Origin of the sequence: Streptomyces sp. SID1328 (assembly GCF_009865595.1) — a bacterium.
GTDB classification, from domain to species: domain Bacteria; phylum Actinomycetota; class Actinomycetes; order Streptomycetales; family Streptomycetaceae; genus Streptomyces; species Streptomyces griseoluteus.
The window spans coordinates 1-13158 of sequence record NZ_WWKH01000926.1; the positions used below are offsets into that span (position 1 = coordinate 1).

General features: G+C 69.4%; 14 protein-coding genes. 9 read left to right on the forward strand and 5 right to left on the reverse strand.

All coding sequences use genetic code 11. The features are described from left to right. From GT030_RS29785 to GT030_RS29800, 4 genes are all read right to left on the reverse strand, one after another. A partial coding sequence (locus GT030_RS29785) for a hypothetical protein (RefSeq protein WP_202460724.1) occupies positions 1–2009 on the reverse strand: 2009 nt, incomplete at its 3' end. A 1076-nt stretch (positions 2010–3085) separates the two neighbouring features. Further along, positions 3086–3769, reverse strand: a complete 684-nt coding sequence (locus GT030_RS29790; protein ID WP_161203746.1) for a dihydrofolate reductase family protein — start codon at positions 3767–3769, stop codon at positions 3086–3088. Positions 3770–3789: 20 nt separating this feature from the next. After that, entirely contained in the window at positions 3790–5223 is a 1434-nt protein-coding gene (locus tag GT030_RS29795; protein WP_161203747.1) for a helix-turn-helix transcriptional regulator, read from the reverse strand. A 153-nt stretch (positions 5224–5376) separates the two neighbouring features. Continuing rightward, positions 5377–5709 (reverse strand): winged helix-turn-helix domain-containing protein, encoded by a 333-nt coding sequence (locus GT030_RS29800; RefSeq protein ID WP_161203748.1) that lies wholly within the window; start codon positions 5707–5709, stop codon positions 5377–5379. 187 nt (positions 5710–5896) lie between these two features. Between GT030_RS29800 and GT030_RS29805 the strand changes: the two genes are divergently transcribed. The 9 genes from GT030_RS29805 (at position 5897) to GT030_RS29840 (ending at position 12243) form a co-directional block, all read left to right on the forward strand. Continuing rightward, the gene (locus GT030_RS29805; RefSeq protein WP_161203749.1) at positions 5897–6274 is read left to right on the forward strand and encodes a hypothetical protein; all 378 of its coding nucleotides are present in this window, start codon (positions 5897–5899) and stop codon (positions 6272–6274) included. Between the two features lie 347 nt (positions 6275–6621). After that, positions 6622–7467 carry a hypothetical protein gene (locus GT030_RS29810; protein WP_161203750.1) on the forward strand — a complete coding sequence of 282 codons (846 nt, stop codon included), beginning with the start codon at positions 6622–6624 and terminating at the stop codon, positions 7465–7467. Positions 7468–7635: 168 nt separating this feature from the next. Further along, positions 7636–8028: a hypothetical protein gene (locus GT030_RS36840; protein WP_237522900.1), complete on the forward strand. Its 393-nt coding sequence runs from the start codon at positions 7636–7638 to the stop codon at positions 8026–8028. 161 nt (positions 8029–8189) lie between these two features. Beyond that, the gene (locus GT030_RS35920) at positions 8190–8453 is read left to right on the forward strand and encodes a hypothetical protein (protein ID WP_202460725.1); all 264 of its coding nucleotides are present in this window, start codon (positions 8190–8192) and stop codon (positions 8451–8453) included. Between the two features lie 159 nt (positions 8454–8612). Then, entirely contained in the window at positions 8613–8918 is a 306-nt protein-coding gene (locus GT030_RS29820; RefSeq protein ID WP_161203751.1) for a WhiB family transcriptional regulator, read from the forward strand. A 109-nt stretch (positions 8919–9027) separates the two neighbouring features. Then, the gene (locus tag GT030_RS29825) at positions 9028–9312 is read left to right on the forward strand and encodes a hypothetical protein (RefSeq protein WP_237522902.1); all 285 of its coding nucleotides are present in this window, start codon (positions 9028–9030) and stop codon (positions 9310–9312) included. Between the two features lie 316 nt (positions 9313–9628). After that, positions 9629–11344, forward strand: coding sequence for a DUF2637 domain-containing protein (locus GT030_RS29830; RefSeq protein ID WP_161203752.1), 1716 nt, complete (start codon positions 9629–9631; stop codon positions 11342–11344). A 114-nt stretch (positions 11345–11458) separates the two neighbouring features. After that, positions 11459–11938 carry a hypothetical protein gene (locus GT030_RS29835; RefSeq protein WP_161203753.1) on the forward strand — a complete coding sequence of 160 codons (480 nt, stop codon included), beginning with the start codon at positions 11459–11461 and terminating at the stop codon, positions 11936–11938. Beyond that, entirely contained in the window at positions 11935–12243 is a 309-nt protein-coding gene (locus tag GT030_RS29840; protein WP_161203754.1) for a hypothetical protein, read from the forward strand. Before GT030_RS29835 ends, GT030_RS29840 begins: the two co-directional genes overlap by 4 nt. Before the next feature lie 475 nt (positions 12244–12718). Here the strand turns inward: GT030_RS29840 and GT030_RS36845 are convergent, their stop codons facing one another. Then, entirely contained in the window at positions 12719–13114 is a 396-nt protein-coding gene (locus GT030_RS36845) for a hypothetical protein (protein WP_237522917.1), read from the reverse strand. Positions 13115–13158 lie beyond the last annotated feature (44 nt).

A 13158-nucleotide genomic window follows, 5' to 3' on the forward strand; every position in this document is an offset into this window, starting at 1 on the left:
TCCTCGAGGACGAGCTCCTGGTCGTCGTAAACGTCGACGACCTCCGGGGCCGGGGCGACGGGGGCCGGACGGGGCGCGGGCAGCGCGACCGGGGCCACCGGCGCGGCTGGGGCCACCGGCTCGGACTGCGCGGCCGCGGCTTCGGCACGGGCCTGAGCTGCGGCGGCCTGCCGGGCGCGGACCTGGTCCCACTCGTGCACCTTCACCCACGCCCTGGCCGTCACATCCTGGTGCAGCTGCTTGGCGGTGGCCGCCCGCCGCTCCGCCTCCGAGGCGCCGGGCATCGCGGCGTCGACTGCGGCCGCGACCGCGCGACGCTGGTCCCGCCGGTCGGCCTGCTTCTCCTCGCAACGCGGGCAGTCCTGCCCGGAGTCGAGCAGCACCCGGTCGTCGCACCGCACGTCACCGCACTGCTGGCGCTGCGGCAGACCGACGCCGATCAGCCAGCCCACTGGGTCCTTGACCGGCCCGGCCAGCCGCATCTGGTCGGCCAGACGCCGGGCAAGCCGGTCGGCGAGGACCTGGGGCGCGTCCGCACGGCCGGCGAACCCGACCATCCTGCCCAGCTCACTGCGGGCGGCGGCCTCCACCAGGCGGCGGGCGGCCGGACGCTCCAGCCGCGCCCACACCAGGTCCACCGGCGCCAGGACGGCCCGCAGATCCTCCGGCGGCAGAGGCACCCTCCCCCGCTGCTGCCTGCCCTGACCTTCGCAGTCCAGGACCCGCACCGGAGCACCGACCACCGGCCCGCGGCCGCCGTTCTCGCCCTTGCCGACCGGGGACTTCTCCTGCTGTTCCCCGCGCAGCGGGCCGTCCTCGCGCACGCACGCGCGGTCCGGCAGATCACCGGACCCACCACGGCCTTCGCCGGAAAAGCCACCAGAGAGAGCGGGGGATGAGACGGGAGTAAGCAGGTGAGGGTGGTCAGTGTGAAGGGCTGCCGCAACGTCGGGCTCTGCAACTCCCGTCACATTTGTCACCGGCGCGCCCCTGACCTGAGATTTCGTCTCCAGATCCGGTGCCTCACCGGGCCCTGCCGCAACGTCGGGGTCTGAAAACTCAGGCTCCAGGGCCTCCGCACGGTCCTCCTGGACTTCGTCGGCGACCGTACGGCCGTGCGCGGCGGCGACCGCCGGCACCATCAGCCGCGACCGGTTCGCCAGCCCGGAGCCCGTCTTGAGCCGGACCCGCAGCACCAGCTCCCGGTCCTCCAAGCGCTCCAGCACACGCTCCCCCGCCGACGCCGTGCACCCCAGCAGCCGTGCCACCGTCGCCGCCGCCCGGCCGCGCTTGGTGTCCACCGTGCCCCCGCACTGCCGCACTCGCCCTGTCTCCCGCGCCTCCAGCACCAGCAGCAGCAGCGCCAGGCGGTCCGTCGCCGCGCCCCGACCGGTACGCGTACCGATCAGCCCGGCCGGGGTCACCCGGCCATCCCGGTGCGACCAGCCCGGAGCCATCACGGCCTCCAGCAGCCGCTGCAGCGTCGCGTACTCCTTCTTCGCCAGGTTCAGCGGATGCCCGACGACGTCCTGCGCCGCCCACAGAGGCAGCACCTTGCACTTGAGGCCGTCGTCCTGGCCGTAGTCGCCCTCCGCCGTCTCCACGGAGACCACGCCCGAGCGGCGCAGCCCCGGCACCACGTTGGAGGCCGTGTACGACGCGGACATCCCGATCCACCGGCCAAGCTCGGAAGTGCGGATCTCCACCACACCGGTCTCCGACGGCGTCCGCGACGCCAGCACCAGCACCGCCAGGCGCACGGCGTCCGTTGCACCGTCCAGGCCGGCCAGGTCCAACAGCGTTCGCGCGGCGCCACCCAGACGGGCGCGAGCGTCCCGCCCGAGCGACAGCGGATGACCCGCGACCCGCACCGGGACCGGACCGGCTGCTGCCGGGACCGACCGCAGTCGACGCTGTGAGCGTCCGACCGGGGCCTCGCCGACGGAGTTGTCGAAGAAGTCCTCGAACGAGTAGTCCAGGGCGGCGGTCGACGCTGGGGTCGCGCTCATCGGACCATCCCGAAAGCGCAGCTCTTGCAGCTTCCTACCGGAGATTCAACTTCCGGTGCAGAGCGGAGATACAGGTACGAAGAGGACGTCGATCCCGTCACACGGGAAGCGGGGATGTCTCGAACCACACCGAATCGGACATGGTCGAGCTGACAGGAGACACATGTCTCGTGCACTATGGCGGGACACCAACCTTCATATGGACGCCCGACCGCGACTAGGTCCCCGCCAAGGGACCCGACCGCGACCGAGCGCTCGTACGGACGGAGCCCCGAGCACCGAACGGCCTGCCAAAGCCGCCGGAACCCGGGGTGACGCTGGTGGCTCAACAGAGGCCCCTTGCCGAAGGGGCTCCTGGAGAGCCGGGGTGGCCCGCTTGCCAAAGCGGACCGGGTGGAGCAACCCGCTTGCCAAAGCGGGGTTGTGCGAAGGAGAAAAACCCAGCTCGATGAGCTGGAGCCCAGAACCGGGGCCAACCGGGATCTGAGCGCCGACCTGGACGGTATGTCTGGTCGGAAGACGGGCCGCGCGAGGCCAGTGGATGCCATTCCACCTCTCGGCGCGCGCGGCCGATGGCCGCTAGGTCATGGCCGACTCCCTCGAACCCGAGAGCGGAGTCGGCGCATACCCACAGGCGAGCCCGATGGTGTGCTCGCAAAGGTGAAACGGCGCAGATGCGCGTGCAGCTCTGCAGAGGCGGGTACTCTTCATCCCGCGATCACCTCCCATCAGGTGTCGCCCAAACGGAGCTTGGCCCCGTTCGAGAGCCCTGGGACCCGGCATGGTCCTGGGGCTTTCGCCGTTTCCGATGATCCACAGCCTCGCCCTAGACCGGGACAGAACTGTCGGACGAATTCGAGCATCGTCCGAGCTGCCAGGAATGTTGAACTCGCCTGATGGGATACACGCAGGGAAATACCCGTCAGGCGGGAAGCCCGGCGGGACAGTGTTGTTAGCCAACAGTTCTCCCTGGTCGGCCGGTAGGGGCGCGGTGAGTGTGGCACGCCAACTGACGCGGCGTCTGGTGACATTCGCTGGTGACATTTGGATGTCACCGGCGAATGCCCCCTCCGGCATTAGGCGGTGCGCTCCTTCGGGGCGTAGCGCACGAACACGACGTCGTCGATCGCACGGACTTCCAGGACTCGCATACGGGCAGTCGATCCGCCGGGGAAGGAGGCGGCGCCCAGGAAGCGAGCTGCCTCCGGTTGGCCGACCAGGAGCGGGGCGATGGCGAGGTGCACTTCGTCAGCGAGGTTCTGCGCCATGAGCTGGGTGTGGATCGTGCCGCCACCCTCCACCATCAGCTGCTTGACGCCGCGGCGCCCGAGCTCATCGAGGACCACGCCCCAGTCGAGTTCCGGCCCGACGCTGACGACGTCGGCGAGATCACCGAGCGTGGCGCGCACCTTCTCCACCGCGTCATCGACGGTGATGACCAGCTTCTCGCCGCCGTGGTGCCAGAAGTTGAGATCGGCGGAAAGGTCACCGGTCCGGGTGACCGTGACCTTGAGCGGGTAGCCCGGCTTGCCCTCGGCAACGCGCTGATCTCGGCGTTCCTCGCTGTTGACCAAGAGGCGCGGGTTGTCCTTCCGCATGGTTGTCGCGCCGATCAGGATGGCGTCGGACTCCGCGCGGACCTGGTCGACACGGTCGAAGTCGGCCGCATTGGACAGGCGCAGCCGCTCGGGACTGGCGTCGTCCAAGTAGCCGTCGACCGACATGGCTGCGGAGAGGATGACGTACGGGCGTGTGGTCATTGAAGTTGTGATCCGTTCTCTCAGGCTTCGTGGGCAAGGACGGCGTCGAAGTTCTCACGGAAGGCGGACACCTCCGGCTGGCGCTGCCACGGGACCAGCACCTGATCGAGGCGGATGAGCTCGCGCATGATCCGGCCGGATCCCGTGTCGTTGGCGACCGTCAGGGCCTGGAGGCCGACTGCGGCGGCTTCCTCGGGTGCGCCGGCACCGGCGTGAGCGACTGCCGCGCGGGCCAGATATACGCCCCGGTCCCGGTGATAGCCCTCCGGCAGGGCCTTGATGGCATTGGTGAAGATCTCTGCGGCTTCAGTGTGCTTCCCCAGAACCTCCAGCCCCTGCGCACGGTGGACATCGACGTACTGCTCGTTCAGCCACACACCCCAGGGAGTCGCGTCGCTCGACACGCGGTCGAGAACGTTGCGGACGTCATCAATGGCGCGCTCGCTGTCTGAGAACTCGCCTCGCAGCGCATGACCGTAGGACTCGTAGGTCCGGGCCACCGCGGCGAGACGGCTGCGCGGCCGGGCCATGCGCTGCGCAGCCTCGGCCAGGTCGACGACGTCAACAAGGTCCCGCTTCTCCCCGGCGAGCTGTGCCTTGCGAGCCATGACGTAGGAGGTCAGGTCGCTGTCGCCGACGGTGTGGCTCCACTGGAAGGCTCGGTCGAGCCAGAACTCCGCGCGGGTGAAGTCACCGAGGTCCTGGTAGAGCCAGGAGGCGAATTCTGCGTACTGGGTCTGGAGCTCCATCAGAGCCTGGCTGTCGACGCCTTGGGTGTCGCGGCGCAGGGTCTTGATGCGCTCGATGTTCTCGCGCACGGCCTTGATGGCGGTCGCAGGCCCGAGCAGATTGTCGTTGTCGATCAGCAGTCGGCGAGCGCGCTTGAAGTGCTCGATGGGCGTGCCACTGTAAGCGGCCGCGGACCGTGCGGGCAGCTTCAGCCCCTGCACGACTTCTGCGTCCGCGACCGCCGGCGTGCCCACGCCGAACGCAGCCGCAGCACCGAGGCCTACCCCACCACGCAGCAGGTCACGTCGATCGAGCGCCACGAATACCACCGATCCATCCCGTAGACGAGCGGGGACAAAGGTCCCCTCATGATCAGACGCTGCCTGCTGGACACCAGCCATGGCCAGACCGATCGACGCTTCGGATACATGGGGTGCCGAAACGGATACACGCCCCGGGACGGATACAGACGGATTGATGCGCTCCCAAAGGTCGACAAGGACGCCGCCAGCCCGGAGCAGCGAGTCGACCAGTTCGACCTCTGCCCGGTCCTTCGGCGGCCGCTCCCCGTTCTCCCATTTCTGCAGCTTGGAGTGCGACATGAACGCCTTCTCAGCTAAGCCGCGCAGGGAGTAACGCCGCGCTTCACGGAACTCCCGGAGCGTGTAGCCGAAGCGGTGCACAGGTGACTGATCAGGCGTCAACACCTTCGGCCGCTGGCTCACTTGGTGCCCCCTTCATGTCTCCACTCGGTGTATCCGGCGGCTGGATACACGGTCGATCTAGAACTCGCTCCGGGGCTCGGCCTACAACTTTGCTATCGAAGCTGAACCCGGCTCGGAGGGACGAACATGCAGAACATGACGCAGGGAAGGACGTCAGTCGCTGCGACCCTTCTCGATCTTTTTGAGACGTGCGGACAGGTCGGCAACCTGCTCCTCAAGTCTCTTGAGGGCACGAGCCGTCGAGTCCTCGGTGGTCTCGCTGGCGGTCTCAGTGACGAAGGATCCGCGCCCCTGGTGGGAGTAGACCAGTCCGGCTGTCCGCAGCTCAGCCAGCGCGCGCTGGACGGTGCCCGGTGCGACGCCGTATTCGTCGGCAAGCTCACGAGTGCTCGGCAACTTCGTGCCGGCTGTCCACTGTCCCGAGCGGATCTTGTCCCGTACGTCCTGAACGATTCGCTGGTATGGCTGCACAGCCTCGTTGCTCATGAGCGACATCGTAGGTCGACCCCCTCGACATAGCTAACTTCCATAGCTTCCTCAACGAACCACTTGACACGCTTCAAACTGTATCAGCTAAGTTAGGTATGCCGACAAGATGAGCGGGGCGGCAAAAGCCCCCACCTGACACCTCCAGGATCACGCACAGCCCGAACCTCGAAGGGAGCTCCACCCCATGAACACCACCAGCCGCCCCACCGCCAGCCTCGCCACCGAGAACTTCGACAGCGAGACGCTCGCTCTCTTGGAGGCGGTTGAGGTGCCGCTCCCCGACATCCTCGGCATGAACCTCGACCTGAACATCGCCTTCGGCACCCCGCTGGAGATGTACGAGCCGTGGTTGACGTCCCGCGAGGTGGCCCTCAATTCCGGAACGGACGAGGAGTTGGTGGACCAGTTCTTCGCCCGTCGGCACGCGGCCTTCGACATCCGCGCCGACGACCCGAGCATCACCACCCGGGTGCGCGAGCGCCTGGTCGACGTGCTTCTCCCCTACGCCGCGCAGCTGCGCACCGCGCCGCCGGCCGCCGCGCCCCTCCCGGCCGCGGCCTGACCTCCTGCATCACCCGCCGGGTCTTCGGACCCGGCTCCCCCACCCGGAACTGCCCCCGCAGGCGGCGCCGGATGAGGGAGCCGGACCCTCGGTCCCTTACGTACCACCCGGTCCTAGACCACCTCGCAGCATCGCAGCAGATCGCCACCTCGGTGGCCGGAGTCCAAAGCCCTAGCCACCTCGGTGGCCGGAGCCCGAGGCACCTCTAACTCCTCCAGGTCTGCAGCGAGTACCACCCCGCAGCGCATGCGTTGTCTGTCCTTCAGGACGCGCCGGTTCACCGTGCGGCCTGAAGGGCGGAGAGAGCATCTGCGACGCACTCCTGCCACTTCGTAGAAGGAGCCCTCATGCCTACGCGAACCCGCGATCTCACCGCTCAGAAGCGTCCGCGCCGGACCCGGTCCCGCGCCATCAGCACCCTCCCCCCGCTGGTCGTCTCCAGCCTCAAGCCGCACGAAGTCGACCTCGCGTACTCCACGCTGGTCTGCCCCACCTGCCGCACCTGGGTGCCGATCAGCGCGCCGCACAGCGCGCGGCCCAAGCTGGTCCCCCACCACACAGAGAAGGCCGGCACCGAAGACCCGATCCGCTGCCCCGGCAGCCACCGCCTGGTCACCATCAACCTCACCGTCGACCAGTGGTTCCGGAGGCTGGAAGAGGGTCTCACCCAGACCGCCGGCCGACGCTCCACCCGCGTGATCCGCAAGCCGAAGACCGGTTCGACTCCCGCCGTCATGCAGATCGTCGGCGGCACCGTCGACGACAAGACGGCCCGCAAGCTGTACGAAGCCCACGTCCGCGGCTGCTCCACCTGCTCCGTCAAGGACGACCAGGGCAACATCCTGCGCGCCGCCGACCTCACCTCCCGGTGCACGGACGGCCGCCGCCTCGCCCAGCTCGCCGCGCACACCCAGCGTCTCGCCCCCGCTCGCCGCAAGACGCAGATGGACCGCGAGGACTGGAACCACCGCCGCGCGTGGGGCATGCGCCTGTTGCACGAGCAGCAGTGGCAGAACGTCTCGGAGTCAGTCGCCGACGCCGATCTCCGGCGCGTCCGCGACACCTTGGCCGCGCTGATCCAGACGCTCAACCCGCGCAAGGCCGATGCCCCGCAGCTCACCGACTGGGAACGCGCCCACCTGATGAGCGCGATCACTCTCCTGGCGACGCAGGAAGAGCAGCTCACCCGGTAGGACTGCATGACGAACGACCGCGGCCCCCGCCATCCCGAGTGATCGGGGAGGCCGGGGCCGCGGCTGCTCGTACGACAGCCGCCCTGTGCAGGACGCACGACAGACCCCCCATGGATGCAGCCCATGGGGGGTCTTTGCAGGTCACCTTCGACGAAAAGGACGACCCACATGCCCAGCATGACACCAGCTCCCGCCCTGGAGTCCCGCCCCCCGCTGCCGGTCCGGCCCAAGCCGCACGAGCGGGACGGCCGCCAGGAATCGCCGCAGACCGGCGGGCGGCCGCACCCGCAGCGCGCCGCCGCCCGTGACCGCATCATCGCCGAGGTCGGTCCCCGCCGGCCCGGCGCCATCTACCAGAACGTCGACGGGCGTTTCGAGGTCCTGGCGCTGATCACGGACGTGGCCGACGCCGCGGTGTTGCTGCGACGCAGCAGCGCGCGGTGGGCGGTCATCGTCCGCGACACGCTGCGGCCCGACGGCGAGCCGTTCGCGGTCGGATCGGTGTGGACGGACAGCGACTACCTGATCCGCCCGGCCAAGGCACTCGCGCTGACCGCCTGACGAGCAGTCACAGTCCCCCTCGCGCCGCCCCGGCCCGGGGCGGGGCGAGGCGGGCTGCGGCTGCTCGTACAGCAGTCGACTCCCCAGCCCCAACTGAGGAGTGACGACAGCCCCAGGGATTGCGGCCCTGGGGCTGTCCAGGACCTGTAGTGGAGGACCTGATGCAGCAGATCATGACACGTCCCGGCACCCGGCCGCAGGCCGGAATCATCGACGACATCGAGCGCGAGGACGACCGGAAGGGTTACGAGCCGGAAGAGGCCACAGGCCACCCCCTGCGGGAGGTCATCCCCGGTCCCCGCGCCCGCCTGCTCCCGCTGCACGACAGCGGCCAGATGCAGTGCGACTACTGCGGCGGCTGGTTCGGCGTGACCTTCTGGACCTGCTCCGCCTGTCAGTCGCTTTCCGCCGTCTTCCGCCGCTGATCATCCGGCTATGCCCGTCGTCTCTGAGCCCTCCCGGGCCGGGGCCGGCGGAGAGCGTCGGGAGTTCCCCCGCTCCGGCCGTCAGGCCGCCGACACAGCAGCAGCCCAGGGTGGCCGCCCTGGGGCTGCTTCATGCAACGGACCTTCTGGGAGGCCTTGATGAACCGCTCCATCGTACGCACCCCCTACGCCGGCGCCATCGCCGCCGACTTCGTCCTCGAGCCCCGCGCCGCCTGCCGCGACGAGGACCCCGAGCTGTTCTTCCCCATCGGCGACACCGGCCTCGCGGTGCTCCAGGAGGAAGAGGCCAAGGCGGTCTGCCGTCGCTGCCCGCGGATGGAGTCCTGCCTCCAGGGCGCGCTGGAGCGCGGCGAGGCGGCCGGGGTGTGGGGCGGGTTGTCCGAGAAGGAGCGCCGCCGCATCAAGCGCCGTGCCGCCCGCGAGCGCGCTTGCTCCGCTGACTGACCCGCTCTGACGGCTGCCTGATCCGCTCGCACCGACCGCTGCACCACGGCGGCCGGTGCGGGCGGTGAAGGGGAGCCGGACAGCCCGGACCACAGCCGAGGGAGGCCCCATGGCCATCACGATGACCCCGCTCCAGCCCGGCACGGAAGCCGCCGCCCAAGCCGCCGCTTTCGACATCTTCGGCAGCGACATCCCGCCGATCGGGCCGGAGAACTACAACGGCAGTTGGCGCACCGCCCTCCACGTCATCGCGGAGGAGTGGGTGGGCGAGGGCCGCGTCGAGCAGCACGCCGCCCGCACCGCGGCCGCGCTCAAAAGCTCTTCACCACGCAGCAGCGGTACGGCGTCGGTTCGCCCCAGGCGCTCACCGCGGGCACCGCGCTCCAGCCACTGATCGACCGGTGCCGCCACTTCGGCATCACCACCGCCGACCTCCGCCGGCACGGCGCACAGCTCCCAGAGAGCTGAGTTTCGTTCCCGCCCGGCGGGAGCGGCAGGCAGTTTCGGGCCCGCCCCGCAACGCTCCCCCGCATCCGCCGCCCGCCCCGTGGGCCGCCGGTGCGAGGAAGCGCTGCGGGTGGGCAGAGCCGGTGCCAGTTTCGCCAGCAACCGCCCCCACCGACCGCTGTTTCGGGAACACAGCCCTCGCGTTTCGGGAGCACCGGTCGCCGTTTCGACCCCACCCTGAACGACCCCTTCCGGAGGCCCCGATGACGATCACCGACATGCCGCAGACCGCGGCTCCCGACACCCCCGCTTCGCACCCGCCGGGCCTCGCTTCGGGCGCACCCGAAAAGGTTTCAGGTACGGCCCAGGGCGTTTCGGGCCCGGACAAGCGGAAGACGATCAAGCCCAAGCGCGACCGCTTCGTCGCGGCCCTGCCGTACTTCGCGGCGGTCTTCGGCACGCTGGTCGGCGGCATCGGCTTCGCCACCTCGTACCACACGCTCGCCAGCAAGGCACTGAGCTGGGGATTCGGCGAGGAGCTCGCCAAGTGGTTCCCCATCGGTGTAGACGCCTCGATCCTCGCATTCCTCATCCTGGACCTGTACCTGATCCTCAAGGGCATCCCGTGGCCGGTGCTGCGGATGGCCGCGCACGTGATGACCTGCGCAACGATCTGGTTCAACGCCAGCGCGCAGGGCGACATGAGCGCCGACCCGGTCAAGGCGGCCAGCCACGGCGTCATGCCGTTCCTGTTCGTGATCGGTGTGGAGGCCGCCCGCCGCCTCTACATCCAAAAGGCGCAGCTCGAAGCAGGTACAGTCACCGACCGCATCCCGCTGCACCGCTGGATCCTCGCCCCCTGGGAGACCCCGAAGTTCTACCGCCGGATGCGGCTGTACCGGGTTACCAGCTACCCCGAAATGGTCCGGCGGCAGCAGGACCTCATCGCCTATGAGCAGTGGCTCAAGCGCAAGTACAACGGTGACCTGGCCGAGGCGAGCGAGGACGAACTGCTGCCGATGAAGATGGCCCCCTACGGCTACACCGTCGCGCAGGCCCTCGCGATGCCTGAGCAGCAGGAACGCGAGGCGGAGGCCCGCGCTGAAGAGGCGGAGCGCCGGCGCCTGGACGCGGAGACGCGTCGGGAGCTCGCGCGCAAGAAGGCCGAAGCCGACCGGCTGGAGGCGGAGGGCCAGCTCGAAGCCGTCCGCGCCCGGGTGGAAGGTCAGACCGGCCAGGCCCGCGCACACGCCCGAGCCCAGGTCAGCGCCGCCGAGCGCGCCGCTGAGCTGGAGGAGGCCGCGCTGGAGACCGCACTCGTCGCCGAAGCCCGCGCCCGCGAGGCGGAGGCGGAGCGCAAGGAGGCCCAGGAGCGCGAGGCCAAGGTCGCTGCGGACGTCCGCGCGGCGGAGCTGGAGCGCCAGGCGGCGGAGAAGCGGAGGCTTGCGGCGGAGGCCGACCGGGTCGCCGCTGCGGAGGCTCAGGCCATCGAGACGGCGGAGATCGCGGAGGCCCGGCAGCGTGCTGCCGAAGCCGATCGGGTCGCCGCCGAAACGGAGCGGGCCGCTGCCGAAACCCGCCGCCGCGCCGCCGAAGCCGACCGGCTCACGGCGCAGGAGAACGAGCGCAAGGCGACCGCCGACGCGAACACGCAGGCGGCCCGCAAGCGTGAAGCCGAAACCGAGTACGCCGCTGCCGAAAGGCGGCTCGCCGCCGCCGAAATCGAGCGGCGCGCGGTCGAAATCGAGGACGCCGCGAAGCTCACCCCGCGCGAGCGGGCGGTCCGCAAGGTCGCGCGCATGGCGTTCGCGGCCAGCGCGGTGTTCGACGGCCTGGACGCCGACGGGATCCACCGCGAGCTGTGCCGGGTCGTCTCGATCGCCGACGTCCAGCGCGAGTTCGACGTGTCGTCGACCGATACCGCGTCCAAGTACCGCCAGGAGGCCGTCGCGCTGATCGCCAGCGGATACCGCCCCTGATCCACCGTCCGGCACACACCAGTGAGGGCCAGCCCATCGGAAGTGGGCTGGCCCTCACTGCGACTGCCGGAAGCAGTCACAGCCCCACCAGTACACCAGGAGGGAATCCCCGCCGTGAACAGCAACAACGACCCGAACCACTTCCCTCTGCGCGACGTCGCGCAGAGCCCGGAGGCAACCGCCCGATACCTGGCCGACGTTCAGCGGGTCCTGCTGGACATCGGCAAGAACCTGGAGACCCTGGCGCACGAGACCCGCGTGCACCTGCGCGACACGCACGTGGAGGGCGACCGCTGGTACCACGCGCGGCTGCGTGCGATGCCCGTGGAAAAGGCCCTCGGACAGGTCCTCAAGAACCTGAACCACCTCACCGAGGGCCTCGAAAAGAGCGCCTATAAGCGCCGCGCCCACGACGAGGCCGTCGTGAATACGGCCAAGGGAAGGAAGGAAAAGGAGCTGGAAAGGCAGCGGAAGAAGAACCCGCCGAGCCTCCAGGCCGCACCCAATCCGCCCCAGCACGGTGCGCAAGGCCAGAATTCCGGGTACGGTGGTCCCACGTCGATTTACGACCTCGGTAAGAGGGATTCGGCGTGACGCGCCCCCTCAGCAGCGCCGAACGCTCCATTAAAGGGCGGAACAGCTGGCTGCAGGAAGAAGAGCGCAAGGCGATCGAAAGTCGCGGGGAAATCGGCCGGATGGAATTCTGGCTCCGCGTTACTCGATCCGAAATCAGCAGGGAAATCAAGGCCGGACGCGGTGATGTCCTCGCCGCTTTCACGCTGATCTGCCGCCTCTTCAAGCTCGTCCTGGAGAAGCGGCAGGCGGGCGACCCGCGGCTGTTCGACCACCTCATGCAGTACGCGGACACGGTCTTGAAGCAACACGGCCCACGTAACTGAGCGTCACCCACGAAGGCCCCGCCGGACTCCGGCGGGGCCTCGCGCGCGTAAAGCGTGCACACGTGCACGTGCACGCGCGTGCACACGAGACCCCACTGTCTGTCAACCCCCCTCGAAGGGAGGTGCCCGTGTCCGACGACCCCGACGACACCGGCGGCGGAACCCTGGTCCACGGCCCGTGGAGCGGCGATTCCACGTACTCGCTGCCGCCGACGCCGGATTTCATCGACACCATTCCGCCGCCGGAAGACATTCCGGCCGCTCCCCCGGAGACCCCGGAGGAGACGACGATGGAACTTCCGCCGATTCCGGCCGCCCCGGACCCATCCACGGCGCTGCGATCCGATGGAATTGCCGCACCGGAAACCGGTGAAGACGAAGGCGAATACGAGGAAGGCGAATACGAACAGCCTCGTTCTCTCGCTGACCGTCTCGGTGACTGGCTGGAACTCCGCCTGGAAATTGCGCGGACCAATCACGAAAGCGAAGCGCCTTTCCGTGAGGCTGAAATAGCGCGGAAGGCGGCGCTGCTGGAGAGCCGCACCGCGCAGGAAGTCGCGATGATGGAGCAGAACGGAAAGCTCCACGCCGCGATGATGAAAGCGAAGGGCGACAAGGCGGCGGCGCGTGGAAAGACGGATGCCGACCGCACGAAGTCGTCCGCTTCCGGCCTGGGGGCGGACAAGGGCCGCTCGAAGGCCGGCGGCGGGGGCGGGTCCTTGCGCGGCGGGGGCGGCAGCGGTGCCTCCCGCAACAACTCCGCCGCCGGGCCGAACCGGTCCGGATCCTCGCGCGGCTCCAACTCCGGCGGCCCCGGCGGCCGTGCCGGGACCGGATCGACCGGGAGCGGCGGAGGCGGCAAGGGCGGCACGAAAGGCTCCCAGTCGGGCTCTGGCGGCCGCGCTGCCGGTTCCG

Excerpts from the sequence above, each read along its gene's own strand:
- GT030_RS29820 (WP_161203751.1), top strand. The coding sequence starts at position 8,613 with ATGAACCGCTCCATCGTACGCACCCCCTACGCCGGCGCCATCGCCGCC.
- GT030_RS29800 (WP_161203748.1), bottom strand. The coding sequence starts at position 5,709 with ATGAGCAACGAGGCTGTGCAGCCATACCAGCGAATCGTTCAGGACGTA.
- GT030_RS29830 (WP_161203752.1), top strand. The coding sequence starts at position 9,629 with ATGACGATCACCGACATGCCGCAGACCGCGGCTCCCGACACCCCCGCT.
- GT030_RS29810 (WP_161203750.1), top strand. The coding sequence starts at position 6,622 with ATGCCTACGCGAACCCGCGATCTCACCGCTCAGAAGCGTCCGCGCCGG.
- GT030_RS35920 (WP_202460725.1), top strand. The coding sequence starts at position 8,190 with ATGCAGCAGATCATGACACGTCCCGGCACCCGGCCGCAGGCCGGAATC.
- GT030_RS36840 (WP_237522900.1), top strand. The coding sequence starts at position 7,636 with ATGCCCAGCATGACACCAGCTCCCGCCCTGGAGTCCCGCCCCCCGCTG.
- GT030_RS29805 (WP_161203749.1), top strand. The coding sequence starts at position 5,897 with ATGAACACCACCAGCCGCCCCACCGCCAGCCTCGCCACCGAGAACTTC.
- GT030_RS29790 (WP_161203746.1), bottom strand. The coding sequence starts at position 3,769 with ATGACCACACGCCCGTACGTCATCCTCTCCGCAGCCATGTCGGTCGAC.
- GT030_RS29825 (WP_237522902.1), top strand. The coding sequence starts at position 9,028 with ATGGCCATCACGATGACCCCGCTCCAGCCCGGCACGGAAGCCGCCGCC.